Source organism: Streptomyces aureoversilis, assembly GCF_042657885.1.
GTDB lineage: Bacteria > Actinomycetota > Actinomycetes > Streptomycetales > Streptomycetaceae > Streptomyces > Streptomyces aureoversilis.
Map to the genome: position 1 here is coordinate 141,917 of NZ_JBHSKJ010000019.1, position 25,522 is coordinate 167,438.

Annotated in this window: 26 protein-coding genes and 1 tRNA gene; 14 read left to right on the forward strand and 13 right to left on the reverse strand. The window is 73.2% G+C overall.

The window, feature by feature from the left end; all coding sequences use genetic code 11:
* Positions 1-11: 11 nt before the first annotated feature.
* Positions 12-899 carry a DMT family transporter gene (locus ACFPP6_RS28360; protein WP_382048139.1) on the reverse strand — a complete coding sequence of 296 codons (888 nt, stop codon included), beginning with the start codon at positions 897-899 and terminating at the stop codon, positions 12-14.
* Between the two features lie 472 nt (positions 900-1,371).
* Here ACFPP6_RS28360 and ACFPP6_RS28365 point away from each other — a divergent pair, with 472 nt between their 5' ends.
* Together ACFPP6_RS28365 and ACFPP6_RS28370 are read left to right on the forward strand one after the other, a co-directional pair.
* Positions 1,372-2,355 carry a hypothetical protein gene (locus ACFPP6_RS28365; protein WP_382048142.1) on the forward strand — a complete coding sequence of 328 codons (984 nt, stop codon included), beginning with the start codon at positions 1,372-1,374 and terminating at the stop codon, positions 2,353-2,355.
* Positions 2,356-2,421: 66 nt separating this feature from the next.
* Positions 2,422-3,954: an APC family permease gene (locus tag ACFPP6_RS28370; protein WP_382048145.1), complete on the forward strand. Its 1,533-nt coding sequence runs from the start codon at positions 2,422-2,424 to the stop codon at positions 3,952-3,954.
* 39 nt (positions 3,955-3,993) lie between these two features.
* On the opposite strand, the gene ACFPP6_RS28375 is transcribed toward ACFPP6_RS28370, so the two are convergent.
* Positions 3,994-4,404, reverse strand: a complete 411-nt coding sequence (locus ACFPP6_RS28375; protein ID WP_382048148.1) for a (2Fe-2S) ferredoxin domain-containing protein — start codon at positions 4,402-4,404, stop codon at positions 3,994-3,996.
* Positions 4,405-4,461: 57 nt separating this feature from the next.
* On the opposite strand from ACFPP6_RS28375, the gene ddaH reads away from it, so the two are divergent.
* On the forward strand, positions 4,462-5,247 hold the full coding sequence (gene ddaH / locus ACFPP6_RS28380; protein WP_382048151.1) for a dimethylargininase: 786 nt from the start codon (positions 4,462-4,464) through the stop codon (positions 5,245-5,247).
* A gap of 12 nt (positions 5,248-5,259) precedes the next feature.
* On the opposite strand, the gene ACFPP6_RS28385 is transcribed toward ddaH, so the two are convergent.
* The 5 genes from ACFPP6_RS28385 to ACFPP6_RS28405 form a co-directional block, all read right to left on the reverse strand.
* Entirely contained in the window at positions 5,260-6,654 is a 1,395-nt protein-coding gene (locus ACFPP6_RS28385; protein ID WP_382048154.1) for a ferritin-like domain-containing protein, read from the reverse strand.
* A complete protein-coding gene (locus tag ACFPP6_RS28390; RefSeq protein ID WP_382048157.1) occupies positions 6,585-7,469 on the reverse strand; it encodes an HvfC/BufC family peptide modification chaperone in 885 nt (294 codons plus the stop codon). Before ACFPP6_RS28390 ends, ACFPP6_RS28385 begins: the two co-directional genes overlap by 70 nt.
* Entirely contained in the window at positions 7,459-8,331 is an 873-nt protein-coding gene (bufB, locus tag ACFPP6_RS28395) for an MNIO family bufferin maturase (RefSeq protein ID WP_382048159.1), read from the reverse strand. Before bufB ends, ACFPP6_RS28390 begins: the two co-directional genes overlap by 11 nt.
* Positions 8,328-8,798: a hypothetical protein gene (locus ACFPP6_RS28400; protein ID WP_382048161.1), complete on the reverse strand. Its 471-nt coding sequence runs from the start codon at positions 8,796-8,798 to the stop codon at positions 8,328-8,330. The genes bufB and ACFPP6_RS28400 overlap by 4 nt, the downstream gene beginning before the upstream one ends.
* A gap of 251 nt (positions 8,799-9,049) precedes the next feature.
* A tRNA-Leu gene (locus tag ACFPP6_RS28405) sits at positions 9,050-9,134 on the reverse strand.
* A gap of 243 nt (positions 9,135-9,377) precedes the next feature.
* Between ACFPP6_RS28405 and ACFPP6_RS28410 the strand changes: the two genes are divergently transcribed.
* The 3 genes from ACFPP6_RS28410 to ACFPP6_RS28420 all read left to right on the forward strand — a co-directional run bounded on the left by ACFPP6_RS28410 (position 9,378) and on the right by ACFPP6_RS28420 (position 12,169).
* On the forward strand, positions 9,378-10,721 hold the full coding sequence (locus ACFPP6_RS28410) for a M20/M25/M40 family metallo-hydrolase (RefSeq protein WP_336006869.1): 1,344 nt from the start codon (positions 9,378-9,380) through the stop codon (positions 10,719-10,721).
* 141 nt (positions 10,722-10,862) lie between these two features.
* The gene (locus ACFPP6_RS28415; RefSeq protein ID WP_382048164.1) at positions 10,863-11,096 is read left to right on the forward strand and encodes a chaplin; all 234 of its coding nucleotides are present in this window, start codon (positions 10,863-10,865) and stop codon (positions 11,094-11,096) included.
* 155 nt (positions 11,097-11,251) lie between these two features.
* Positions 11,252-12,169 (forward strand): chaplin, encoded by a 918-nt coding sequence (locus ACFPP6_RS28420; RefSeq protein ID WP_382048167.1) that lies wholly within the window; start codon positions 11,252-11,254, stop codon positions 12,167-12,169.
* 72 nt (positions 12,170-12,241) lie between these two features.
* On the opposite strand, the gene ACFPP6_RS28425 is transcribed toward ACFPP6_RS28420, so the two are convergent.
* A complete protein-coding gene (locus ACFPP6_RS28425) occupies positions 12,242-12,430 on the reverse strand; it encodes a DUF5703 family protein (protein ID WP_058045136.1) in 189 nt (62 codons plus the stop codon).
* A gap of 47 nt (positions 12,431-12,477) precedes the next feature.
* Between ACFPP6_RS28425 and ACFPP6_RS28430 the strand changes: the two genes are divergently transcribed.
* Positions 12,478-13,275, forward strand: a complete 798-nt coding sequence (locus ACFPP6_RS28430; protein ID WP_382048169.1) for a hypothetical protein — start codon at positions 12,478-12,480, stop codon at positions 13,273-13,275.
* 45 nt (positions 13,276-13,320) lie between these two features.
* Here ACFPP6_RS28430 and ACFPP6_RS28435 read toward each other — a convergent pair whose 3' ends face one another.
* Both ACFPP6_RS28435 and ACFPP6_RS28440 read right to left on the reverse strand, forming a co-directional pair.
* Positions 13,321-15,570 (reverse strand): helix-hairpin-helix domain-containing protein, encoded by a 2,250-nt coding sequence (locus ACFPP6_RS28435; RefSeq protein WP_382048172.1) that lies wholly within the window; start codon positions 15,568-15,570, stop codon positions 13,321-13,323.
* Complete coding sequence (locus ACFPP6_RS28440; protein WP_382048175.1) at positions 15,567-16,550, reverse strand: aldo/keto reductase; 984 nt, start codon at positions 16,548-16,550, stop codon at positions 15,567-15,569. Before ACFPP6_RS28440 ends, ACFPP6_RS28435 begins: the two co-directional genes overlap by 4 nt.
* 196 nt (positions 16,551-16,746) lie before the next feature.
* On the opposite strand from ACFPP6_RS28440, the gene ACFPP6_RS28445 reads away from it, so the two are divergent.
* Together ACFPP6_RS28445 and ACFPP6_RS28450 are read left to right on the forward strand one after the other, a co-directional pair.
* Positions 16,747-17,796, forward strand: a complete 1,050-nt coding sequence (locus ACFPP6_RS28445) for an LLM class F420-dependent oxidoreductase (RefSeq protein WP_058045140.1) — start codon at positions 16,747-16,749, stop codon at positions 17,794-17,796.
* 245 nt (positions 17,797-18,041) lie between these two features.
* A complete protein-coding gene (locus ACFPP6_RS28450) occupies positions 18,042-18,830 on the forward strand; it encodes a ferritin-like domain-containing protein (protein ID WP_382048178.1) in 789 nt (262 codons plus the stop codon).
* Positions 18,831-18,990: 160 nt separating this feature from the next.
* Here ACFPP6_RS28450 and ACFPP6_RS28455 read toward each other — a convergent pair whose 3' ends face one another.
* The gene (locus ACFPP6_RS28455) at positions 18,991-19,983 is read right to left on the reverse strand and encodes a magnesium and cobalt transport protein CorA (RefSeq protein ID WP_382048181.1); all 993 of its coding nucleotides are present in this window, start codon (positions 19,981-19,983) and stop codon (positions 18,991-18,993) included.
* A 104-nt stretch (positions 19,984-20,087) separates the two neighbouring features.
* Here ACFPP6_RS28455 and ACFPP6_RS28460 point away from each other — a divergent pair, with 104 nt between their 5' ends.
* The 5 genes from ACFPP6_RS28460 to ACFPP6_RS28480 all read left to right on the forward strand — a co-directional run bounded on the left by ACFPP6_RS28460 (position 20,088) and on the right by ACFPP6_RS28480 (position 24,766).
* A complete protein-coding gene (locus ACFPP6_RS28460) occupies positions 20,088-20,792 on the forward strand; it encodes a histidine phosphatase family protein (protein ID WP_382048184.1) in 705 nt (234 codons plus the stop codon).
* 111 nt (positions 20,793-20,903) lie between these two features.
* On the forward strand, positions 20,904-21,494 hold the full coding sequence (locus tag ACFPP6_RS28465; RefSeq protein WP_168093159.1) for a DUF3090 domain-containing protein: 591 nt from the start codon (positions 20,904-20,906) through the stop codon (positions 21,492-21,494).
* Positions 21,458-22,291 carry an SCO1664 family protein gene (locus tag ACFPP6_RS28470; protein ID WP_382048187.1) on the forward strand — a complete coding sequence of 278 codons (834 nt, stop codon included), beginning with the start codon at positions 21,458-21,460 and terminating at the stop codon, positions 22,289-22,291. Before ACFPP6_RS28465 ends, ACFPP6_RS28470 begins: the two co-directional genes overlap by 37 nt.
* A 104-nt stretch (positions 22,292-22,395) precedes the next feature.
* The gene (gene mshC, locus ACFPP6_RS28475) at positions 22,396-23,625 is read left to right on the forward strand and encodes a cysteine--1-D-myo-inosityl 2-amino-2-deoxy-alpha-D-glucopyranoside ligase (protein ID WP_382048190.1); all 1,230 of its coding nucleotides are present in this window, start codon (positions 22,396-22,398) and stop codon (positions 23,623-23,625) included.
* A 172-nt stretch (positions 23,626-23,797) separates the two neighbouring features.
* Entirely contained in the window at positions 23,798-24,766 is a 969-nt protein-coding gene (locus ACFPP6_RS28480) for an NHL repeat-containing protein (RefSeq protein WP_382048193.1), read from the forward strand.
* Positions 24,767-24,786: 20 nt separating this feature from the next.
* Here the strand turns inward: ACFPP6_RS28480 and ACFPP6_RS28485 are convergent, their stop codons facing one another.
* The gene (locus tag ACFPP6_RS28485; protein ID WP_382048196.1) at positions 24,787-25,257 is read right to left on the reverse strand and encodes a nuclear transport factor 2 family protein; all 471 of its coding nucleotides are present in this window, start codon (positions 25,255-25,257) and stop codon (positions 24,787-24,789) included.
* Positions 25,258-25,367: 110 nt separating this feature from the next.
* The coding region (locus ACFPP6_RS28490; protein ID WP_382048225.1) for a vitamin B12 dependent-methionine synthase activation domain-containing protein at positions 25,368-25,522 on the reverse strand (155 nt) is incomplete at its 5' end.

Consider the following 25,522-nt stretch of genomic DNA (forward strand, 5'->3'; position numbering starts at 1 on the left):
TGAAACCAGCGTCAGTGCGGCTGGAGGTCGCGCACGCGGTCGAATTCCGAGCTGCCCGACGGCATGGCCGGGTGCCGCCCGATGAGCACGATGCCGATCACGATGGCGACCAGCCCGGCGGCCTCCCAGGCCAGCGCGGCGGGCGAGGTGTGCAGCCGGTCGCCGAGGAAGCCCACGCCGCAGGCGATCCCCGCGAGCGGCTGGGCGGCGGTCAGCGCGGGCAGGGACAGCCGCAGCGGCGCCGTCTCGAAGGCGCTCTGGACGAACACCAGCGCCGTCACGCCGAGGACGAGCACCCCGTACGGCTGCCAGCTCAGGAAGAACGCGGTCCAGCCGTGCTCGGAGAACCGCTCGCCGCTGACGCGCGTGAGGGCGTCCTGGACGCCGTAGAGCAGCCCGGCGGCCACTCCCAGGAGCGGCGCCTCGACGCTCATCCGCACGCGCTTGGAGACCGCCGCCATTGCGAGCGCGCCCCCCAGCATCACCCCGACGATCAGCCAGTGCCGCAGCGGATCGGTGACGGTGGCCCCGCCGTGCGGCCGCCCCGCGATGATGAACGCCGCGACGCCGCCGGCCAGCAGCCACAGCCCGCCCCAGCCCGTACGGCCCAGGGGCTGGCGGGTCTGCCGACGGGAGAGGGCCATGGCGAACAGCAGGTTCGTCGCGAGCAGGGGTTCGACCAGCGATACCTCGCCCTGGTTCAGCGCGATCGCGCCGAGCACCATGCCGCACACCATCATGCCGATGCCGGCCCGCCAGCGCGGCATCCGGACCAGGTCGAGCAGCAGCCGCAAGGAGAGGAAGTCGCTCATCGGGGCCCGCTGCGCGGCGTTCTGCTGGAGGACGAAGCCGATGCCCAGGCAGCAGGCCGCGCTCACGGCGAAGGCGAAGACCAACACGTCGCGCACCTCAAGACCACTCGGTCGTCGGGGACTTGACAGAAAAACGATAGCCGCCTTGTGGGCGGTGCGACGGCCGAGTACCCCTCTTTCGGGCGGCCATCCCCTCCAACGGTCGACACCGCGCGGGAGTGCCTCCGGATTGCTCGAACTGTTGTTCTTCGACAGGGTGTGCCCATGGGCTGGATGTCGCTCTCGCGCGCGTGCGCCGGGCTGTGCGCGGGCCGCCGCGACGGTAGGGGGCGCAGGTAAATAGAGGGGCTGAAGTAAGCCGAAGTGGCCCGCGGGATGCGAGGGAGTGAACAACGGTAACCGGAACTGACGGTATGTGAGTTGATGAAGCGTCAGCTCCAAGATCAGGTCTTGACTCGGAGCCGTGACTACCGCTTTGCTGTGCGTGACTGACATGGATGAATGCGGACGCCCCGACCCGGCGGCCGGAGGGGACGTACGCCGTGGAGGAAGCCCGCAGATGACGCCCCCGCCCCCCCTCGGGAAAGCGGCCCGGGCTGCCCGCTCCCGGAACAAGGACGGAGTGACCTTCGACCCGGCCCTCGACGACGCCGAACTGGCCACAGTCCGTGACGCCCTGGCGCGCGGCCGCTGGACGGAGGCCCGCAATCTCCTCGCCGAGACCGGCGACGACTGGGACCGCCGCGGCCACCGCCTCGTAGTCCTCGCCGAAGGCCCCTCCAGCGTCGCCTGGGCCCGCGAGTGGCAGCTCGCCGAGCCCGACAGCCCCGACGCCGCCGCCCTCCTCGCCTGCGCCACCGTCTTCCGCGCCGTGAGCGGCAAGGACAGCCCCGAGGCGGCGCGCGCCGCCTGTCTGACGGCCGCCAGGATGGCCCCCGCCGACCCGTCCCCCTGGCTCGCCGTCCTCATCCTCGCCCGCCGCACCGGCACCGACGACGAGCGCGTCCGCGCCTTCGACCAGGTCCGCGCCCGCCACCGCGACCACCACCACGCCCACCACCTCATGGCCGCGTGCCTGGCCGAGCACCAGAAGGGCGACCGCGACGACCCCCTGCACGAGGTCTACGACTTCGCCGCCTGGGCCGCCGAACAGGCGCCCGCCGACTCGCCCTTGGCGGTGCTGCCCGTCGTCGCCCACGCCGAGCGCTACCGCGTCCTCGCGCGCGCCGGCGTCGAGCCCGGCGACCCGGCCCGCTCCGAGCACTGGACCAGCCGCCGCGCCCGCCAGGTGATGAAGGCCGCCTTCGACTGGTGGCTCGAATGGGACGTCGACGACAACACCGCCGGCAGCGCCCACCCCCGCCGCAAGGCCGACCTGAACTACCTCGCCCACGCCAAGCTCCACGAAGGCCGGCTCGCCGAGGCGGCGGCCCTCCTCACCCGCATCGGCCCGCACGCCACCCGCGCCCCCTGGTCCTACCCCGACCGGGACCCCGCGAAGGCCTTCCGCGCCGCGCGCCGCGCCGCCCTCGGCTCGGCCTGAAGCCGCCCGGCCGCGCGCATCCCCTACGATCACCCCCCGCTCACCCATGGGAAGGACCACCCCGCCATGACGACGGGCACGACGAGCGAGATCAGCACGTTCAAGGGGCAGGACAGACGCCTGCGCGCCGACCGCATAGGCCTCGCCGGTCTGCTCCTGTCGGTCGTCGCCGCCAGCGCGCCCCTGATGGTGACGGCGGGCGTCATGCCCACCACCTACGGGACGATGGCCATCGTCGGCCAGCCCCTGCTCTTCGTCATCCTCGGCGTGGTGCTGACCCTCTTCAGCTTCGGCTACGCCGAAATGAGCCGCCACGTCCACAACGCCGGCGCCTTCTACGCCTACATCGCCCGCGGCCTCGGCGGCACGGCCGGCGCCGCCGCCTCCGTCGTCGCCCTCGTCGCCTACAGCCCCATGCAGTTCGGGATCTACGGCATCTTCGGCTACGAGCTCTCCGGCCTGCTCGACAAGCACCTCGGCCTGGGCGTCGCCTGGTGGGTCCCCGCACTCGCCGCCGTCCTCGTCGTCGGCGTCCTCGGCTGGCTGAAGATAGACCTCAGCGCCAAGGTGCTCGGGGTCCTGCTGCTCATCGAGTGCGTGATGGTCGTCGCCTTCGACTTCGCCGGCCTCGCCGACCCGGGCCCGCAGGGCGTCTCCTTCCACGCCTTCGACCCCGCCACCCTCGGCGGGGGCGGCCTCGGCACCGCCCTGTGCTTCACCATCGCGGCCTTCGTCGGCTTCGAACAGGCCGCCGTCTACGCCGAGGAGACCAGCCGCCCGAACGTCGTCGTCGCCCGCGTCACCTTCCTCGCCGTCGGCTTCGTCGCGCTCTTCTTCGCCCTGAGCTCCTGGGCCCTCAGCGTCGCCGCCGGACCGGACAGCATCGTCGGCCTCGCCCAGGAGAAGGGACCGAACCTGCTCTTCGCCCTCACCGAGGAGCGGCTCGGCAGCACCTTCACCGACGTCATGCACGTCTTCTACGTGACCGGCATGTTCGCCGCGATGCTCAGCTTCCACAACGTCGTCGCCCGCTACGCCTTCGCCATGGGCCGCGAGGGCCTGCTGCCCGCCGCCGTCGGCCGCACCTCCCGCGCGAGCGGCGCCCCGGCCTACGGCTCCCTGCTGCAGAGCGCCGTCTCGCTGATCGCCGTCCTCCTCTTCGCCGTGACCGACGGCCGCCCGCACGGCGACCCGACCGCACCCGTCCTGCGCCTGTTCACCTGGAGCGGCAACGTCGGCGCGCTCGGCATCATCGTGCTGATGGCCGCCGCGTCCGCCGCCGTCATCGCCTTCTTCGTCCGGCGCGGCGCCGCGCGCACGCAGGCGCCGCGCCTGATCGCCTCCGGCGTCGCCGGGGCCGCCCTCGTCGTCATCGCCGTGTACGCGGTCAAGGACTTCGACGTCCTGCTCGGCGCCGACCCCGGATCGCCCCTGCGCTGGATCCTGCCCGGCACCATCGGCGCGGCCGTCCTCGCCGGCATCGGCTACGGCGTCGTCCTCAAGTACCTGCGCCCCGGGGTGCACGGCAGCATCGGCCTCGGCAACGAGGCGTTCCAGCTGGAGAAGGCGGCCTCGGCGGCCGGACCGCGCGGGGACTGACGAACGGCGGCAGGGTGGATGGAGGAGCGGCCCCCGGCCCTACTCCTCCACGCCCTTCCCCACACGCCGCGACACCGTGAACGCGTACAGGTCCAGCACCCCGGGCGGCTCCGCCAGCCCCGGCCCGCCCGCCCGTATCCAGGCCGCCACGTCCGCGAGCACGTCGTCGTCGTTGACGAGCCCGAGCCACACGGGCCGCCCCCCGGCCGCCCGCCCCGCGGCCGACGGCTGCACGACCACCACGTTCGCCTGGTCGCACACGTCCAGGCACTCGGAGGCCCGCACCTGGGCGGCATCGCCCAACGCCTTCCGCAGGCGCGGGATCTGCCCGGCGTGGTCGACCCCCGGCACCTTCCGCGGATCGCCGCAGCAGCAGCCGCGGCAGACGGTGACGCGGCAGGGGGCGGAGGCGGTTGCCGGCTTCGGGCGGCGGGAATGGTTGGTGATCATCAGCCAGATGATACGCACGGGCCCCTGTGGCCCGGCCGCCGTGGAGAGGAAGCCCCCGTGCCCAGCAGAACCGCCCTCGTACGCCGTCCCGGCCCCCGCCTCGCCGAAGGCCTGGTGACCCACCTCGCGCGCACGCCCGTGGACCCCGCCCTCGCCCTGCGGCAGTGGCACGACTACACGGCGGCCCTGCGCGACCACGGCTGGCGGACCGTCGAGGTCCCGCCCGCCGACGACTGCCCGGACGCCGTCTTCGTCGAGGACGCCATGGTCGTCTTCCGCAACGTCGCCGTCATGGCCCGCTCCGGGGCCCCCTCCCGCCGCGCCGAGACGGCGGCCGCGGAACGGGCCGCCGCGGAACTCGGCCTCTCCCTCAACCGCATCCGCGAACCCGGCACCCTCGACGGCGGCGACGTCCTCAAGGCCGGTGACACCGTCTACGTCGGCCGGGGCGGCCGCACCAACGCGGAGGGGGTGCGCCAGCTGCGGGCCGTCCTGGAACCGCTGGGGGCGCGCGTGGTGCCCGTCCCCGTCGGCAAGGTCCTGCACCTGAAGTCGGCGGTCACCGCCCTCCCCGACGGCACGGTCATCGGCTACGAGCCCCTGGTCGACACGCGGTCCCTCTTCCCGCGCTTCCTCCCCGTCCCCGAGGAACCGGGAGCCCACGTCGTCCTCCTGGGGGACGACCGCCTCCTGCTCTCGGCCGGCGCCCCGAGGACCGCGGACCTGCTCGCGGACCTCGGGTACACACCGGTCCCGGTGGACATCGGCGAGTTCGAGAAGCTGGAGGGATGCGTGACGTGCCTGTCCGTCCGGCTGCGGGGGATACCCCTGCGCGGCGTCTGACACGCGGCCGGCTCAGCCCTTGGCGGGCGGCAGGTCCAGCTCGAAGTCGGGCAGCAGGCGGATCTGCCGCTCGACGCCGTCGTCGCCGCCGAGTTCCGGATAGAACGCGGTCACCTCACGGCAGAGGGCGGCCAGGTCCTCCCGCGGCTTCCAGAACTGCCGGACGGAGGCCCTTCCCCTCTTCTGGCCGGTCTTCTTCGACTCGGTCCGGACCGTGAACTCGTGGTGCTGGAAGGGCGGGCCGGCGTTCACGATGCCCACGGGCCCGACCTTGAGGTCGCCGTCCTGGAACGGCGTGCGCATCAGGAGGTCGGCGATCGGGTACAGCACGCCCTGCATGGCGGCGATGAAGCCCCGCTCGTAGCCGTACCGCTCGTCCTTCCGGAACGGCTGGGTCCCGTCCACGGTCGTGCGGGTCCGGTAGATCTTGTCGAGCAGCGCCAGCACGTAGCAGTAGGCCGCGTTGGACAGCACCATCAGCTTCCGCACCGGGACGTCGTTGACCTGCTCGATCGTCGGGTTGTCGATGACCGGCCGGACGACCTCCGGGCTGTCGATCGTGTATTTCTCCTGGCCGTTGTCGTCCTTGACGACGCCGACGCCGTCCACTCCCTGCCGGATGCGCAGGAACTTGGTGTAGTGGGAGTCCTCCGTCCTCCGGTGCTCCCCGATCTTCGGGGGAGGGTAGATCGGGTCGATGTGACCCCTGTCGTGCGGTGCGCCCTCGCCCTGCTCGACGATGACCCTCAGCGCGGCGATCGCGGTCTTCTCGTCGGTGACCAGAAGCGGTTGCTGCGCGCCCCCGTTCTGGTTCCAGTACCCGCGGTGGTACTGGAGCTGCCACAGCTTGTCCGCGGCGAGATCCGCCCACTTGATCTGCTCGTTTCCCGCAGCCGGGGTGCTCAGGTAGGTGATGCCGTCCTCGATGTACTTGTAGAACTCCCCGAGGGAGTGGTAGTCGACGATGTCGACCGCCTCCACCTGCTTCTGCTCCGACTCCGGGAGTTCGACCTCCATGAATGTTTGGACCTGCGTGCTGGACAGGCGCCGCAGACTCAGCGTCAGCGGAGGCATCCGGTGAGCCATCGGCGCCGGATACGTGGGCACGGACTCCCGCGCGTAGACCCGGAGGTCGTCACCGCGGCCGATCGCGACCAGCACGTTCCGGGCGAGGGCCATGTGCTGCATCTCCTCGATGACCACGCCGATCAGGTCGCTCTGGGCCGGCTTCCCCAGGGCCCACTGCGAATAGCCGCGCGTCCTCATCGAGTACGCCGCGTACAGGTACATCGGCACGGTGGAGAGTTCCACGTACGCGGCCGCGCACAGGTGCGCACTCAGTTCCTCCAGCGTCTCGATCTTCCCGCTCCTGGGCTTCGTGACCGCGAGCGGCGGCGTGCTGACCATGGCTGCTCCGTTCGGGGAAGGGGGTTCGGGCAGGTCACGAGCAGGCGCCGGGCCGTCCAGTCCGCCAGCCACGCGCGCGCCGTAGCGGGCGGAGTCCCGTCCAGGGCCTCCCGCCGGGGGACCCCGCGCACCAGCGCGGCGAGAACCCGGTGGGCGTCCGGGGCGAGTTCGTGGGTCACCACCGTGTAGTCGCGGCGGGCCAGTGCCAGGAAGGTCGCCCGCGGCTCCGGCGGGCCGGGGTCCTCGCCCCTGCGCACCGCGGCCACATAGAGGTGTACGGGGGCGCAGGTGCGCAGCAGCGTCAGTCCGGGGGCGGGGCAGGGCGCGGTGAGGGCGGCTCGGGCGGGGGCGGCTCGGGCGGGGGTGCCGGTCTCCTCCGGCCCCGGCCCGTCCAGGACCTCGGTGAACGCCCGCTCGTAGCGCACCACGTCGATGAGCAGGTCGATCCACGCCTCGCGGGACGCGCCGGGAGCGGTGTCCGGGCGGGTGCGCCGCAGGTGGCCGGCGAAGCCCGCGTCGAGACGGGCGAGGGTGGGGGAGCGCGGCGGCCGGGCGTCCAGGTAGTCCAGAGCGAACTGGTCGAAGATCTCCTGGCCGAGCAGCTGGACGGCCCCCGGGTGCAGGCCGCGCATGGTGCCCAGCAGCCGCAGCCGGTAGCCGTTCCGGTAGACGCGCAGCCGTTCGCCCGCGGTCTGCCTGGAGGAGCCGGTGAAGATCTCCTCGGGGGCGCACGGGCCCGTTCCGTACGGGTCCAGGATCGCGGCCTGCATCCGCCGCTGCGCTTCCGCCAGGCCGTCCTCCGGGTCATCCGCCACCGGCCACCGCCCGCGCCGTGTCGAGCTCGGCCAGCAGCTCGGGGAAGGCCGGCAGCTTGTCGTCCCGCTCCAGGAGCGTCGGAACGCCGCCGCCCGTCAGCTCCACGGCCAGCCGGTACAGCTCCCACACCGGCTCGGCCACGGGGGCGTCGTGGGTGTCGACGATGTGACTGCCGTAGTGGGTGTGCCCGGCCAGGTGCATCTGGACCACGCGCTCGTGCGGCAGGGCGCGCAGGTACTCCACCGGGTCGAAGTCGTGGTTGAACGCCGAGACGTGGACGTTGTTGACGTCGAGCAGCAGTCCGCAGTCCGCCTCGTCAGCCATGCGCGCCAGGAACTCCCACTCGGTGAGGGTCGAGGCGCGGAAGCCCACGTAGCTGCTCGGGTTCTCCAGCACGAGCGGGCGCTCCAGGACGTCCTGCACGGTGCGGACGCGCCGGACGACGTGGGCCAGCGACTCCTCGGTGAAGGGCAGCGGCAGCAGGTCGTGGGTGTTGAGGCCCAGGACGCCGGTCCAGCAGACGTGGTCGGACACCCACGGCGCGCCCACGTCGTCGGCGAGGCGCTTGAGCCGGCCCAGGTAGTCGTGGTCGAGCGGGTCCGTGCTGCCGATGGACAGGGACACGCCGTGCAGCACGACGGGGTAGGCGTCCGCGATCTCGTCCAGCGCACGGCGCCGGGCGCCCTGGGCGTACATGAAGTTCTCCGAGATGACCTCGAAGAACCCGACCGGCGGCCGGTGCGCGCGGACGTAGGGGAGGTGCGGGCTGCGCAGCCCGAGACCGAAGCCGGGGCGCCCGGGCGGCCCCGGTCGGGCGCCGGGCGGGGCGGGGGCCGTCACCGCCCGCCGCGCCTCGGTCACGCCCCCGCCTCCGGGCCGGGCACGTCGTGGGGGCCGTAGTCGTCGTACCGCGGCAGGCAGTCGTCGTCGATCCCCTCGCCGGGAGACGGGCCGAACGCCTTGCCGGCCGCGTACATCCGGGCCTCGAAGAGCCTGCGTGCCTGCTTCCAGACGCTCCTGCCCTTGAGCGGGCCCGCGGAGAACACGCGGCCCTTGTTGATCGGGCTGGCGCAGCTGCCGTTGTACCGGCACTCCTGCTCGCCGGGGTGGAACTGCGCGTAGTCGCCACCGGCGTAGCCGCAGCCGCCCTGCCCCCGGCACTCGCCCTCGCCGTGACACACGTGCTGCACGGTCGCGCAGCTGCCGGTGCCCGCCATCGTGGCCTCGCCGCTGACATCGAGCCCCTGGCACGAATTCAGGCCCATGCAGACGTGGAGTTCCTTGGGCGCCTGGACGGGGCCGCGGTCCTGGCTCGCTTCAGCAGTCACTGTCACTCGCTCCTCTCGCGCCGCGTGGTGGAGATGTGCGACCCCAAACGGTGACAGGGCGGACCGCAAGCGCGGGAGGGAGAGAACGGGCCATGCGGGACATCCGGCCACGAGCACCGGCCCGGGCCCGGCCCGGCCGGGAAAAGCAGCCGGGAAAGCGACCGGGAAACGGCCCGGGAAGCAGCGGGGGAGCGACCCGGAAGCCGCCGGGAAAAGCAATGAGGCCCCAGATGAACTGGGGCCTCAGCCTGTGTCCGAGGGGGGACTTGAACCCCCACGCCCGATAAAGGGCACTAGCACCTCAAGCTAGCGCGTCTGCCATTCCGCCACCCGGACTAGGTGTTTTTCGTCTTCCGGGCCGTTGCCCTTCCGACGAGGAAAACAATACCAAAGATCTGGGGGTGCTCGATCACGCGGCCGGTGGAGCGGCTCCCGGCGGGTGTGGCGGGTGTGGCGGGCGGATGTCGGCAGTATTGCGGCCTTGGGCTGCGGCGGCCGGAGAGAGAGGATGGCGGAGGACCCACGCCGTGGGCCGCCCTCAGCGGGGCGGCCGGCGGCAGCGAACCAGGAGGAGGCAGCGTGAGCGAGTCGAAGCCGGCCGGGGCCGGGGCGGGCAAGGGCGGCAGGGGCGGCGAGGACGAGGTCGTCGACCTCTGCCGCGATCTGATCCGGATCGACACCAGCAACTACGGCGACCACTCCGGGCCGGGCGAGCGCGCCGCCGCCGAGTACGTGGCGGAGAAACTCGCCGAGGTCGGGCTCGAACCGCAGATCTTCGAGTCCCACAAGGGACGCGCCTCGACCGTGGCGCGGATCGAGGGCGAGGACCCCTCCCGGCCGGCGCTGCTGATCCACGGCCACACCGACGTCGTCCCGGCCAACGCCGCCGACTGGACCCACCACCCCTTCGCGGGCGAGATCGCGGACGGGTGCCTGTGGGGCCGCGGCGCGGTGGACATGAAGGACATGGACGCGATGACCCTCGCGGTCGTCCGCGACCGCATGCGCACGGGCCGCAAGCCCCCGCGCGACGTGGTGCTCGCCTTCCTCGCGGACGAGGAGGCCGGCGGCGTCTACGGCGCGCGCCACCTGGTGGACAAGCACCCCGGGCTCTTCGAGGGCGTGACCGAGGCGATCGGCGAGGTCGGCGGCTTCTCCTTCACGGTCAACGAGAACCTGCGCCTCTATCTGATCGAGACGGCCCAGAAGGGCATGCACTGGATGCGGCTCACGGTCGACGGCACCGCCGGCCACGGCTCGATGACCAACAAGGACAACGCGATCACGGAGCTGTGCGAGGCGGTCGGCCGGCTGGGGCGGCACGAGTTCCCGGTCCGGATGACCAAGACCGTGCGGTCCTTCCTCGACGAGCTCTCCGACGCCCTCGGCACGCCGCTCGACCCCGAGGACATGGAGACGACGCTCGCCAAGCTCGGCGGCATCGCCAAGATGATCGGCACCACGCTCCGCAACACCGCCGCCCCCACCATGCTGGGCGCGGGGTACAAGGTCAACGTCATCCCGGGGCAGGCCACGGCGCACGTGGACGGAAGGTTCCTGCCGGGGTACGAGGAGGAGTTCCTCGCCGACCTCGACCGCATCCTCGGCCCGCGGGTCCGGCGCGAGGACGTGCACGCGGACAAGGCGCTGGAGACGAGCTTCGACGGCAAGCTCGTCGACGCCATGCAGTCGGCCCTGAAGGCGGAGGACCCGATCGCCCGCGCCGTGCCGTACATGCTCTCGGGCGGCACGGACGCGAAGTCCTTCGACGACCTGGGCATCCGGTGCTTCGGTTTCGCGCCGCTGCAGCTGCCGCCGGAGCTGGACTTCGCGGGGATGTTCCACGGCGTTGACGAACGAGTGCCCCTGGAGGGTCTGAAGTTCGGCGCACGCGTTCTCGACCGGTTCCTCGATCAGTGCTGAGTTCGGGTCTAAACTCCGTAAATTTGTGCCGAGTTAACCGTAACGAGTGAATGATCTGAGGGTTGCGTAGCCCGATTACCTCCTCGTCGTTACAGGTGTGCGGTCCGCGGCTGGGACCGCATTGCCAACAAGGAGGAATCCATGATCAAGAAGGTCGTCGCTTCCGCGGCCGTTACCGGTGGTCTCGTGCTCGCGGGTGCTGGCCTGGCCGCTGCGGACTCCGGCGCCCAGGGGGCCGCCGTGAACTCGCCCGGTGTGGTCTCCGGCAACGTCATCCAGGCTCCGGTCAACGTGCCGGTGAACGTCTGCGGCAACTCGATCAACGTCGTCGGGCTGCTCAACCCCACGTTTGGTAACACCTGCGTCAACAGCTGACGTCGTGCCTCAACCCGTAAGGGTCTGACATGGGCGGCTCCGGAGTGACTTGCGTGCACTCCGGAGCCGCCCGGGCTTTCGACACGTAAGCATGTGGGCACTTTGTCCCTATTGCTGGCGTGTATCCGTATAGCGCAAGCAGAGAGGCAGGACTCATGCGACAGGTCACGAAGAAGGGCCTGATCACTGCAGCGGCGGCGAGTGGCGTACTCGCGGCCGTGACCGGCAGCTACGCCCAGGCGTCGTCCGGGGCCGGTGGCCACGCGGCGAACTCGCCCGGTGTGGCCTCGGGCAACACCGTCCAGGTTCCGGTCCACGTGCCGGTCAACGCCTGCGGCAACACCGTGAACGTCATCGGGGCGCTCAACCCGGCCTCGGGCAACACGTGCGTCAACGGCGGTCACCACGGTGGTGGACACCACGGTGGCGGTCACCACGGTGGCAAGGGCAACGGCGGCGGCAACCACGGGCACGGCGGTGGCGGCGCCCACGGCGCCGCCACGGACTCGCCCGGTGTGGCCTCGGGCAACACCATCCAGGTGCCGGTCGAGGTGCCGGTCAACGCCTGCGGCAACAGCGTCAACGTCGTCGGCGTGGGCAACCACACCACGGGCAACAAGTGCGCCAACGTGGACGAGGGCGACGGTCACGGATGGCCGGGCCACCCGGGCAAGCCCGGTCACCCGGGCAAGCCCGGTCACCCCGGCGGGCACGACGGCACCCACAAGCCGCCGCACCACAACCCGCCCGGTGGGGACCACGGCCACAAGCCGCCGACGGACCACTCGTCGGACCACCAGAAGCCGGGCGGTCACACCCCGGGCAAGGACAAGCCGGCCACTCACGTTTCCGCCGGGCACAAGCCCGCGCGGACGGACGCCGCGCACACCCCCGCCCCCGAGGTGAAGGCCGAGCACAAGGCGGCCCCCGCCGCGGCCAACGGTCCGGCGGCCAAGGCCGTCGAGCTCGCGCACACCGGCGCGGGCCAGCTGGGCATGGCCGGCGCCGCCAGCGCCGGTCTGCTGCTCGGCGGCGCGGTCATCTACCGCCGCGCGCGTGCCGGGCAGAACTGACCCGGATCACCCGGAAGCGGTTCGCACAGCACGGAGCGGGTCCCGCCTCGCGGGACCTGCTCCGTCTGCGTGTCACCAGGTGGCGCGCACCTGGCGGATGATCCTGCGGCGCAGCCGCACCTTGCGGCTGCCGTCGGGGTAGAGGCGAAGTCGGTCCAACTCCCAGTGTCCGTACTCGGCGTGGTCGGTCAGCAGGCGTGTGGCGGCACCCCGGGAGACCCCCCGCGGCACATACACATCACAGAATTCGTATTCCGGCATCGCATCTATTGTGCGGGAACGGGCCCTGTGCGGATAGCGTCTGCACTATGTCTGATGCTGCGCAGCCATCCGCTGCCGAGGTACGCGCCGCCGCCGAGGCGGTCAAAGCCGCTCTGGACCGCCACCTCGACGCCGTCGAACGCCGGTCGGGGGAGGACGACCCGGCCGTCTACGCCGCGTTCAACGAGCTGGCCGCGACAGCCGAGGCGTACGACGAGCTGCTCTACGACGCCTACGACGAGGTCACCCCCTTCGAGATCCCCGGGGACGACACCCTGCCCGCCTACGCGGGGCCGGAGGAGCCGAGCGCACTCAGCCTGCTGATCCGCAGGGACTACGCGGTGGTCGAGCCGCAGCGGCTCCTCGCCCAGGCCCAGCGCGTGGCCGACCTCGACCCCGACGTCGACGCACCGGCCGGTCCCGCCGGGGCGGCCGCCGTGGGCAACGTGGGCGGCAGCGTGCACGCCGCGCTCGGTGTGATCTTCGGTGAGTACGAGCCGGACGAGATCGCCTCGCGGCACAAGGAATTCGGCCTGGAGGAAGGCGACTCCACGCTCTGGGTCACCGCGTCGGACGAGCCCGCCGAGCCGGGGGAGTGGCTGTCGGCGCCCTTCGAACAGGCCGATCCGCAGCGGGTGATCTGCCGCTTCGACGTCAGCGCGGTCTTCGACGAGGACCTGGACGGCGATGACGACGACGGCGATGACGACGACAGTGACGACGACGGTGACGACGGCATCGACGATGACGGGCTCGACGACGACGTCATGGACGAGGACGCCCTGAACGGCGCCCCGGGGAGCGGGGCCGGTGGCGGCGCGCCGCCCTCGCCGACGAAGCGCTGACCCGCTCCGGGCCCGGCGGATGCCCGGGCCCGGAACAGGACGGCCCTACTCGGACGGGCGGTCCTGGGCCTGCAGCAGCGCCCGCAGCCGGGTCGTCCGCTCCTTGGCCGGGACTTCCGCGACGGCGCGGGGCAGCGCCTGGTCCACGCCGTGCACGACGGACAGGTGCCGCTCGGCGCGGCCGAACGCCGTATAGATCCACGAGCGCGTCAGCGTGGCGGCCGCGTCGCCCGGGAGGACGACCACCGCCGCCGGCCAGCGCGTGCCGGCCGCCTGGTGGGCGGTGACGGCCCAGCCGTGGCGCACGGTCTCGGCCACGCGCTCCCGCGGGACGAGGACGGGGGAGCCCCCGCAGTCCAGCCGGAGCCCCTCCTGCTCCGCTCCGGTCACCGTGCCGGGAAGCATCCGGCCCGGCGCCGGGACGTACGCCACCCGGTCGCCCGGGTCGAAGCCGCCGAACCGGCCGGGGCCGGGGTTCAGCCGCTCCTTCAGCGCCGCGTTGAGCGCGCGGGTGCCGGCGGGGCCGCCGTGGCCGGGGGTGATCACCTGGGTGTGCTCGGCGGGCACGCCGATGGCACGCGGGATGGAATCCGCCACCAGCTGCACCGTGCGGTGCACCGCCTCGCCGGGGTCGCGGACCGGGACGATCACGACCTCCTTGCCGGGGGCCGCCGGCTGCGAGAGCTCGCCGACGCCGATGCCCGACACCAGCTCGCCGACCGGGCCCTCGTCCGGCGTGCGCGAGACGACCGCGGGGCAGACGCGGGCCGCCAGCACGTCCGCGAACACCCGGCCCGGGCCCGCGGACCACAGCACGGCCGGGTCGCCGCTCAGCACCAGGCGGGTGCCGTCGGCGAGCGACTCCACGAGCATCGCGGCGGTCTCGACGTCGAGCTGGGGGGCGTCCAGGACGGCCAGCAGATCGAGGGCGAGGGCGCCGTCCTCGTCCCGGCCGGGGCCCTCCGCGCCGGACAGCAGACCGGCCACCGTGACCGCCTCCGGATCGCCCGTTGCGGCCAGGCGCCGGCGGCCGTCCTCGGTGTGCGCGGCGGCGTACGCGCGCAGGCCCAGGGAGCGGGCCGCGGCCACGAGGGCGGCCGGTTCGGCGCGGGCCGCCTCGCCGCCGCTGTGGGTGACGAGGCCGGCGGACGCGGCGGCCCGGATCAGCTCGGCGGCGGAGGGGGAGGGGGCGGCGGCCGCGGGCTCCCACTCCTCGGGGCCGGCCGCGAAGGTGCTGATCAGCCGGGCCAGGCCGTCGGCGAGGCTCTCCTCGGCCATGGCGCAGCGGTCCAGGCCCAGGAGCAGCCGGACCGGGACCTCCTCGTCCTCGCCCTGGGGGGCGGGGGCGCCGGGCGCGGGCTCCACGGCCTCCTGGAACACCAGGACCGTGCCCTCGGCGATGGCGGACTGCAGGGCCTCGTCCGGATCCGGCACGGCGTGGCGGGCGAGGGCCGCGCGCAGGGCCGGGGCCTCCAGGACGGTGTGCCCCTCGAGCGCGGCGCGCTCCAGCACCCGGCCGGTCAGGGCCCGGGCCCGGCGCTCGTCACCGGGGCCCGCCTCCGGGCCCAGCAGGGCGCGGGCGAACCCGTCGGCCTGCTCGGGCCGCACGGCGGGGACGGCCAGCAGCTGCCAGGGATCCTCGCGCAGGGCCTCGGCGGCCTGCTCGCCCAGGGCCTCGGCGACCGGGACGGCAAGCGACTCGGGGGCGCCGCCGGCGGCGAGGACCTCGCGCACGCCGGCGAGGCCCTCCGCGCCGATACGGGGGGCCGCGGCGGGGGCGGGCGCGGGGCCCGCCGGACGGGGCGGGCGCGCGGGCGCGGCCTTGCGGGCGGGGCGCGGAGGCTCCGTGAAGAACGACGCCGCGGAGCGCTCTCCGCTCTCCACGGCCCGCACGGCCGCGGCGAGCGCTTCGGCGACGGAGCTCCTGGGCGAGCCCGGAGCGGCGGCGGGCTCCGCACCGGGGGCGGCCCCGGCGCCTTCGGCCACGGGCGGGGCCGGCGCGCTCGGCGCGGCCTGTGGTTCGCCGGGCTGCCCGGCGCCGCCGGGCGGGCTGGTGGCGGCTTCGCCGTCAGGAGTGTGCGGGCCGCCGGGCGCGGCGTCCGGCTCTGCTGCGGAAGCGGCGCCGGCGTGCCCGGCCTGTGCGTCGCCGCCGTCCGCGGGGGAGCCCGGCGTCGGCTGCGCGGCCTGCTGCGCGTCGGAGTGCTCGGCGCTGCCGCGCGACGGAGAAGCGGGGTCTCCGTCAGGGGTCCGGGTGCCGCTCGGCGCGGGGTCGCCGGCGCGGCGATCGGTGCTCACAGGGTGCTCCAGTCCTGATCGGGATAGCGGTGCACGGGCGCCGACACATCGTCCAGCGCACGGCAGATCTCGTCGGGAAGCGTAAGGCTCTCCACTGACAGCGCGGCCCTGAGCTGCTGCGCGGTGCGCGCGCCGACGATCGGGGCGGTGACGCCGGGGCGGTCGCGGACCCAGGCGAGGGCGACCTTCAGGGCCGTCGTGGCGAGGCCGTCCGCGGCCGTGGCGACGGCGTCGACCACGCGGCCGGCGGTCTCGTCGAGGTAGGGGGCGACGAAGGGCGCCAGGTGCTCGGAGGCGCCCCGGGAGTCGGCGGGCGTCGCGTGGCGGTACTTGCCGGTGAGCACGCCGCGGCCCAGCGGGGAGGACGGCAGCACGCCGATCCCGAGGTCGAGCGCGGCGGGCAGCACCTCCCGCTCGATGCCGCGCTGCAGCAGGGAGTACTCCATCTGCGTGCCGGCCAGGCGCGTCCGCACGCCGGGGGCGGCGAGCTGCCACGTGGCGGCCTTGGCGAGCTGCCAGCCGCAGAAGTTGGACACGCCGGCGTAGCGGGCGCGGCCGCTGGTGACGGCGATGTCGACGGCCTGCAGGGTCTCCTCGACGGGCGTGTGGGGATCGAAGGCGTGGATCTGCCACAGGTCCACGTGGTCCGTGCCGAGCCGCTCCAGGGAGGCGTCGAGCGCGGAGAGCAGATGGCCGCGCGAGCCGTCGAAGCGCCGGTCGGGGTCGGGGACGCTGCCGGACTTGGTCGCGATGACCAGGTCGCGGCGCGGCACGAGGTCCTCCATCAGCCGGCCGAGCAGGTACTCGGCGGCGCCGTCCGCGTACACGTCCGCGGTGTCGACCAGGGTGCCGCCGGCCTCCCAGAAGGTCTTCAGCTGCTCCGCCGCGCCGCTCTCGTCGGTGTCCCGGCCCCAGGTGAGCGTGCCGAGCCCGATCCGGGATACCCGCAGGCCCGTGCGGCCGAGATGCCTTAGCTCCATGAGCGCTGAGGTTACTGGCCGCGGCCCGCGCCGTGGCCGCCTGTGGACAACGCCCCGCGGCACCCCGTGGACCGCGCGCCGCGGACCCACTCCGGTGGGGGACGGCGGCCGGCCGGTGACGTACCCCGCGTCCGCGCGCTACAGTCCCCGCAACAACGACGTTACTGATCGGTAAGGGGAGCCCGCCATGAGTGGAATGAGGCTGGGGATCAACCTCGGTTACTGGGGCGCCGGCATGGACGCCGACAACCTCGCCGTCGCCCGCGAGGCCGACCGGCTCGGCTACTCGGTCTGCTGGGCCGCCGAGGCCTACGGCTCCGACGCGGCCACCGTCCTGTCCTGGGTCGCCGCGCAGACCGAGCGCATCGACATCGGCTCGGGCATCTTCCAGATCCCCGCCCGCACGCCCACCATGACGGCGATGACCGCCGCGACCCTCGACTCGCTCTCCGGCGGCCGCTTCCGGCTGGGCCTCGGCGTCTCCGGCCCGCAGGTCTCCGAGGGCTGGTACGGCGTGCGGTTCGACAAGCCGCTCGCCCGCACCCGCGAGTACGTCGAGATCATCCGCAAGGCCATGTCCCGAGAGCGCCTCACCCACGAGGGCGAGAACTGGACCCTGCCGCTCCCCGGCGGCCCGGGCAAGCCCATCAAGCTCACCGTCCACCCCGTCCGCGAGCGCATCCCGCTGTACATCGCCGCCATCGGCCCGAAGAACCTGGAGCAGACCGGCGAGATCGCCGACGGCGCCCTCCTCGTCTTCTTCGCCCCCGAGCACGCCGAGGAGACCACGCTCGGTGCGCTGCGCGCCGGCCGCGCGAAGGCCGGCAAGGAGCTGGAGGGCTTCGACGTCGTCCCGACCGTCCCCATGGCCGTGGGCGACGACGTCGACGGGCTGGCCGACCTCTTCCGCCCGTACACCGCGCTCTACGTCGGTGGCATGGGCAGCGCCAAGCAGAACTTCTACAACAAGCTGGCGCAGCGCATGGGCTACGAGAAGGCCGCCGCCGAGATCCAGGAGAAGTACCTCTCGGGCGACAAGGCGGGCGCCGCCGCGGCCGTCCCGCGCGACCTGATCGACTCCACCACCCTCATCGGCTCCGTGGAGCGCATCGCCGACCGCATGCAGGCCTACGCCGCCGCGGGCGTGACCACCCTGTCGCTCGCCCCGGCGGGCTTCACCCTGGACGAGCGGATCGCGAGCCTGCGGGCGGGCGTCGAGGCCCTGGAGCGCGCCGGCCTGGCGTGACGGCCTGGCATGACGGACGAGCGGAACACGGCGGCCGTGGTGGGGGCTCGGGGTGTTTTCCCCGCCACGGCCGGCACAGAGGACAACGCCCGTACGGGCGCAGGGTTACGCGCCCCGCACCGCCTTCGGCGTCGCGCATTCGGCCGAGCGGACGCCGCCCCCGATTGCCGCTTCCCCGGCACGGCACTTGACTCGGGTTTCACGGGGCATGCGCGAAATGTGCCGTGAACGGAGGTGTGTCCGTCATGCTCTCGGCCAGAAGCCTGTTCCAGGAGATCCTCGACGACGACGAGGCCTACCGGCTCTTCTGCTCCATCGCCGCCGGCGGCGAGGCACAGGGCGGCTGGGAGAACGGGCGGATCGCCGCCCTCGTCCCCGAGGAACAGCGGGCCCTCGCACCGAAGATCGCCCGGCACGGCGCCGACGAGGACAAGCACGGCCGCATCTTCGAGGCCCTGCTGCGCAAACGCGGCCTCGCCCCGGCCCCGGTGCCGGCCGAGACCGACTACACGATGCTCCTCGAACGCCGCGGCATCGGCCTGCCCCACGTCCTGCTCCGCGGCCAACGGCCGCTTACCGAGGAGGACATCGTCACCTACCTCGCGCACAGCCGCGTCACCGAACAGCGCGCCGCCGACCAGATGCGCATGCTCACCACGCACTTCGGCGACCACCCCGAGGTCGGCAAGGCGCTCCGGATGATCGCCGTTGACGAGGCCAACCACCTCGCGTACTGCCACGAGGAGCTGCTGCGCCTGGCGCGCGCCGGGCACCGCCGGACCGTCCGGGCGGTGCTGCGGGAGAGCGCCCGCGCCGAGACCCGCGTCTACCGGGACGTGAGCCTGGCCGTCATGAAGCGCATGGGCGACCTGCTGGGCTGGCCCCGGCCGAAGGCCCTCGCGCTGTCGCTCGGCATCCGGGCGCTGCACCGCTACGAGCAGCTCGTCGGCTGCCGGCGCATGGTCACCCTGCGCATGCCCCAGCGCCGCGACGCGCTCGGCGGACCGGCGGAGACGGCACCGGAGTTCGCCTGACGCGGAGGGACGGAGGCGGCGACGGGGCCGCTCCCCCGGCATCGGCCTCCCGGCATCGGCCTCCCGGCATCGGCCTCCCGGCATCGGCCTCCCGGCATCGGCCTCCCGGCATCGGCCTCCCGGCATCGGCCTCCCCCGGCACCGGCCTCCGCCCGTGCCCTCACAGCCAGCCGCGCCGCTTGAACATCCGGTGCAGCCAGAAGACCAGCCCCGCCATCAGCACCACGACCACCGGATAGCCCCACGGCTGCCGCAGCTCCCACATGTGATCGAAGTTCATCCCGTAGATCCCGGCGATCATCGTCGGGACCGCGGCCATCGCCGCCCACGCCGAGATCTTGCGCATGTCGTCGTTCTGCTGGACGCCCATCTGCGCGAGGTGGGCGGACAGTATGTCCGACAGCAGCCGGTCCAGGCCCTCGACCGACTCGTTCGCCCGCGTCAGATGGTCGTTCACGTCGCGGAAGAAGGGCTGCGAGCGCTCGGGCACGAACGGCACGCCCGCGCCCGCCAGCCGCGCCATCGGATCGGCCAGCGGCGCCGAGGCCCGCCGGAACTCCAGCACCTGGCGCTTGAACGAGTAGATCCGCGAGGCGGTGTTCCGGGTGTCCCCGCCCAGCGGGGCGAACACCTCCGCCTCCAGCTCCTCCAGGTCCGCCTGGAGCTCGCCCGCCACCTCGATGTAGTGGTCCACGACCGCGTCGCACACCGCGTACAGCACCGACGTGGGCCCGTGCCGCAGCACCTCCCGCTCCTGCTCCAGCCGTTGCCGCACCTGGGCGAGCGGGCTGCCCTCGCCGTGCCGCACGGTCACGACGAAGGAGTCGCCGAGGAACAGCATCAGCTCGCCCGTCGTCACGGTGTCCGCGTCGTCGTCGTACGTGACGGGCTTGAGCACCAGGAACAGCGAGCCGTTGTAGATCTCCAGCTTGGGCCGCTGGTGGGCCTTGAGGGCGTCCTCCACCGCCAGCGGGTGCAGGTTGAACTCGCTGGTGATGAGGTCGAACTCCTTCTCCGTCGGCTCGTGCAGCCCGACCCACAGGAAGGAGTCTCCCGCGGCACGCGCCTCGTCGAGGGCGTCGGAGAAGTCGGCGGGGCCCTCGGTGCGGCACCCGTCCCGGTAGATAGCGCAGTCCACGATCACGCACGGCATTTTGCCGCTGATCGCGCTTTCACACACGACACCCGGCAGGAGCGGCGCGGAATCGCCTCGCGGGGCCGGACGGCCGCCGCGGGCACAGGATTAGGGTGGGCGCCATGCCCACGCTGATCCTGGTCCGGCACGGCCGGTCCACCGCCAACACCGGGGGAGTGCTCGCGGGACGGACCCCCGGCATCGCCCTGGACGAGCGCGGCACCGCCCAGGCCGCCGCCCTCCCGGACCGGCTCGCGCAGGTACCGCTCGCCGCGGCCGTCACGAGCCCCCTGCAGCGCTGCCGCGAGACCCTGGCGCCCCTCCTCGCCGCCCGCCCCGGTCTGCCGCTGCACACCGACGAGCGCGTCGGCGAGTGCGACTACGGAGACTGGTCCGGCCGCACCATCGCCGAGCTCACGGCCGAACCGCTCTGGGAGGTCGTTCAGCGCCACCCGTCCTCCGCCGCCTTCCCGGGCGGCGAGTCCGTCCGGGCCATGCAGGCCCGGGCCGTCGACGCCGTCCGCGACTGGAACGACCGGGTGGAGGCCGGGCACGGGCACGACGCCTCCTACGTCGTGTGCACGCACGGCGACATCATCAAGGCGCTCGTCGCCGACGCCCTCGGCCTGCACCTCGACCTCTTCCAGCGCATCGCCGTCGACCCCTGCTCCGTCACGGCCATTCGCTACACCCGGCTGCGGCCCTTCCTGGTGCGCCTCGGCGACACCGGCGACCTGCGCGGCCTCGTGCCGGCCGAGGAGGCTCCCGCTCAGGCGCGGAGCCCCGAGGCGGACGGCGTCGTGGGGGGCGGGGCGGGGGCACCGTGATCGTGCCGCGCAGTAGGGTGGTGGCGCGGCACAGTCCGCCTCTCCACCCTTGACCCGGCACCGGAGAAGACCCGACCGCCCGAACCGCCCCGAACCAAATGGAGCAGGACGTTGTCCCGTCAGGTGTTCCTCTACGACCCGCCGGACCGTTTCGTCGCCGGTACGGTCGGGCTGCCTGGCCGCCGCACCTTCTTCCTCCAGGCCACCGCGGCCGGCCGCACCACGAGCGTCGCCCTTGAGAAGGCCCAGGTGGAAGCGCTCGCCGAGCGCATCGACGAACTGCTCGACGAGGTCGTCCGGCGCACCGGCGGCAGCGCCCCGGTGCCCGCCGTGGCCCCCGCCGAGCTCAGCGACACGGCCCCGCTGGAGACCCCCGTCGAGGAGGAGTTCCGCGTCGGCACCATGGCCCTGGCCTGGGACGGCGAGCACCAGCGCATGATCGTCGAGGCGCAGGCCCTCGTCGAGCTGGACGCCGACACCGACGAGGACCTCGCCGAGGCCGAGGAGCGCCTCCTGCAGGACGAGGCGAACGGCCCGCCGATGCTGCGCGTCCGGATCACCGGCACCATGGCCCGCGCCTTCGCCAAGCGCGCCCTGGAGGTCGTGAACGCCGGCCGCCCGCCGTGCCCGCTGTGCAGCCTGCCGCTCGACCCGGAGGGACACGTATGCCCGCGCCAGAACGGATACCGCCGCGGAGCGTGACCCCGCACGAACTGCTGGCCAAGGGCGAGCTGACCGTGCACGGCCGGATCGCCGAGGCGTCCAACGCGGTGCTGTACTGCACGGTCGAGTACGCGGGCGTGAGCGCCGCCTGCGTCTACAAGCCCGTCGCGGGGGAGCGGCCCCTGTGGGACTTCCCCGACGGCACCCTCGCCCAGCGCGAGGTCGCCGCGTACGAGCTCTCCGAGGCCATGGGGTGGGGGCTCGTCCCGCCCACGGTGCTGCGTGACGGCCCCTACGGCCCGGGCATGTGCCAGATGTGGATCGACGCCCCCGAGGACGCGGAGGAGGGCGGTGAGCGGCTCCTGGCCCTGGTCGAGGGCGCGGAGCCGGGCCCGGGCTGGAAGGCCGTGGGCCCGGCCGACGTGGGCGGGGACCGCACCGCGCTGCTCGTGCACGCCGACGACGAGCGGCTGCGGCGGCTGGCCGTCCTCGACGCGGTGATCAACAACGGCGACCGCAAGGGCGGCCACCTGCTGCCCGCCGCGGACGGCCGGCTGTACGCCATCGACCACGGTGTGACCTTCAACGCGGACGACAAGCTGCGCACGCTGCTGTGGGGCTGGGCGGGTGAACCGCTGACGGAGGAGGCGCTGGAGGCGCTGCGGCGGCTTTCGGCCAATCTGGCCGACGGGAGCCCTTTGGCGGGGCGGCTCGCCGAGCTGATCACACCCGGGGAGATCGAGGCGCTGCGGGGGCGGGTGGCGGAGCTGTTGCGCACGGGGCGGCACCGCGAGCCCAGTGGGCAGTGGCCGGCCATTCCGTGGCCGCCGGTGTGAGAGCCGGTTGAAGCACACCTTTCCCGCTTGCCGCAAGAGCGTGTGTTCGGCCAACAGCCGGATCCGGTTCGTATCCGGAACATGCGTCCGGTTACGCTCGTGACATGCATGCCTGGCCCGCTTCTGAGGTTCCCGCCCTGCCCGGCAGTGGCCGCGACCTCCGGATCCACGACACCGCGACCGGCGGACGAGTCACCCTCGCCCCCGGCCCCGTCGCCCGTATCTACGTCTGCGGCATCACGCCGTACGACGCCACCCACATGGGACACGCGGCGACCTACAACGCGTTCGACCTCGTTCAGCGCGTGTGGCTCGACACCAAGCGGCAGGTTCACTACGTCCAGAACGTCACCGACATCGACGACCCGCTCCTCGAGCGCGCCGTCGCCAACGGTGACGACTGGACCGAGCTCGCCGAGCGCGAGACCGCCCTCTTCCGCGAGGACATGACCGCGCTGCGGATGCTCCCGCCGCAGCACTACATCGGTGCCGTCGAGTCGATACCGAAGATCGTCCCCCTGGTGGAGCGGCTGCGCGACGCCGGTGCCGCCTACGAGCTCGACGGCGACGTCTACTTCTCCGTCGAGTCCGACACGCACTTCGGCGAGATCTCCGGCCTGGACGCGGAGGCCATGCGCCTGCTGTCCGCCGAGCGCGGCGGCGACCCGGACCGCCCCGGCAAGAAGAACCCCCTGGACCCCATGCTGTGGATGGCCGCCCGCCCGGGCGAGCCCAGCTGGGACGGCGCCTCGCTCGGCCCCGGCCGCCCCGGCTGGCACATCGAGTGCGTCGCCATCGCCCTGGAGCACTTCGGCATGGGCTTCGACGTCCAGGGCGGCGGCTCCGACCTCGTCTTCCCGCACCACGAGATGGGCGCCTCGCACGCCCAGGTGCTCACCGGCGAGCACCCCTACGCCAAGACCTACGTCCACGCCGGCATGGTCGCGCTCCACGGCGAGAAGATGTCCAAATCCAAGGGCAACCTCGTCTTCGTCTCGGCCCTCCGCCGCGACGGCGTCGACCCGGCCGCGATCCGGCTCGCGCTCCTCGCGCATCACTACCGCGCCGACTGGGAGTGGACCGACGCCGTCCTGCACGAGGCCGTGGAGCGCCTCGGCCGCTGGCGCGCCGCCGTCTCGCGCCCCGACGGCCCGTCCGCCGACGCGCTGGTGGAGGAGATCCGCGAGGCCCTCGCGGACGACCTCGACTCGCCGCGCGCCCTCGCGGCCGTCGACCGCTGGGCCGCCGCCCAGGCCGCCGACGGCGGCACCGAGGAGGGCGCGCCCGGCGTCGTCTCCCGGGCCGTCGACGCGCTGCTGGGCGTCGCGCTCTGACGCTCCGACGCGCTGACACCGCATGACCCCACAGGGGGCGCTCTCTTCCGGGAGCGCCCCCCTTCATTTGTGAAGAACTCCGTGTGTGCGGCGTGGGGCTCCGCGGGCTGTGCTTCCGTGAGCCGGTCGGCCGATCAGCCGGCCTCCGGGTCCCGTCGGAAGGACGACCGCCATGGCAGCTTCCCTCTCCCGCCGAAGACTCCTGGGCGCCGGTGCGGCGCTGGGGACGCTGGCGGCCGCCGGTCCCCTGGCCACGGCGGCCCGCGCGGAGCAGGCCGGAGGCCTGTGGCCCACCGATTTCCCCCTCCCGGACGGCTTCCGGCCCGAGGGCATCGCGACCGGCCCGGGCCCGTACGCCTGGTTCGGCTCGCTCGGCGGGGGCTCGCTCTACCGCGCGAGCCTGGCGACGGGCCGCGGCGAGATCGTCCCCACCGGGACGGACGCCATGTCCATCGGCCTCAAGACCGACCGGCTCGGCCGGGTCTTCATCGCGGGCGGGGCCTCGCGCCAACTGCGCGTCGTCGACGGCCGCAGCGGGCGGATCCTCGCCTCCTACGAGGTCGGCAGGCCCGCCACCGTGATCAACGACGTGGTGCTCACGCCCGGCGCCGCCTGGTTCACCGACTCGACCCAGTCCCAGCTCTACGGCCTGCCGCTCGGCCCGCGCGGCGAGCTGCCGGCCCCGCGCGACGTGGTGACCCTGAAGCTGAAGGGCGAGTGGACGGAGGCCCCCGCCGAGGGCTTCACCACCAACGGGCTGGAGCGCACCCCCGACGGCCGCGGGCTGCTGGTCATCAACGTCTACGCGGACGGCGGAAGCCTCTACCGCGTCGACCCCCGCAGCGGCGACGCGCGCCGCGTCGACCTCGGCGGGGCGAAGCTCCCCGACGGGGACGGCGCCCTCCTGCTCGGCCGCACGCTCTACGTCGTCCAGCAGATCCAGAACGCCGTGGACGTCTTCCACATGGACGCCACGGGCCTGTGCGGTACGGCGATCACCCGGATCACCGACCCGCGCTTCCGGGTCCCGACGACGGTCGCCGCGTACGGCAACCGCCTCTACCTGCCCAACTCCCGCTTCACGGAGCCGCCGACGCCGACGACGGACTACAACGTGGTGGCGGTGCGGCAGGTGCACTGAGGCGGTGGGCCCCGCGCCCCTCAGGCGGGCAGTACCGGCGGCTTGCCCTGCGTCCAGGCGATGCGCAGGGCAAGCCGCCGGAAGCGCCAGCCGCCGTCGGTGCTCCTGACGGCCTCGGCCTCGCAGTGCCCGCCGGACACGAAGAGCCGTTCCCCTTGCGACCCGCCGTCCTCCTTCAGGACGTGGGTGCTCAGCTGGTTCCAGCGCAGAACGGCGCGGTCGCCGTCCAGCTCGACGTCGAGGTCCGTCCCGAAGTGCACCGTCCGCTCGAAGAGCGCCATGGCCCCACCGGTCGACGACAGCTGGGCGTCGATCCCCTCGTACACGCCGACGGGCGTCTCGCTCCACGCGTCGTCGGTGAAGAAGGTACGGGCCCACGCGGTGTCGAACGGGCCTTCGTCGAGCGAGCGGAGGTAGCGGGTGACGAGGCGTTCGACGGCGGCGCGGTCGGTGAGGGCGCGGAGCTGTTCGTGCATCTGGTTCAGGTCCATGACCAAAGCTTCTGCCCTCAACCAAACTTGAGGTCAAGCCCGGTGAAGAGGAAACGGGCACACACCGTCGCGCGGTGCGTGCCCGTTCCCTTTACCCCTGCTGCCCGCGCTCAGCGCGCGTTGAAGTACTTCGCCTCCGGGTGGTGGATGACGATGGCGTCGGTGGACTGTTCGGGGTGGAGCTGGAATTCCTCGGAGAGGTGGACGCCGATCCGTTCCGGCTGGAGGAGGTCGGCGATCTTGGCGCGGTCTTCGAGGTTGGGGC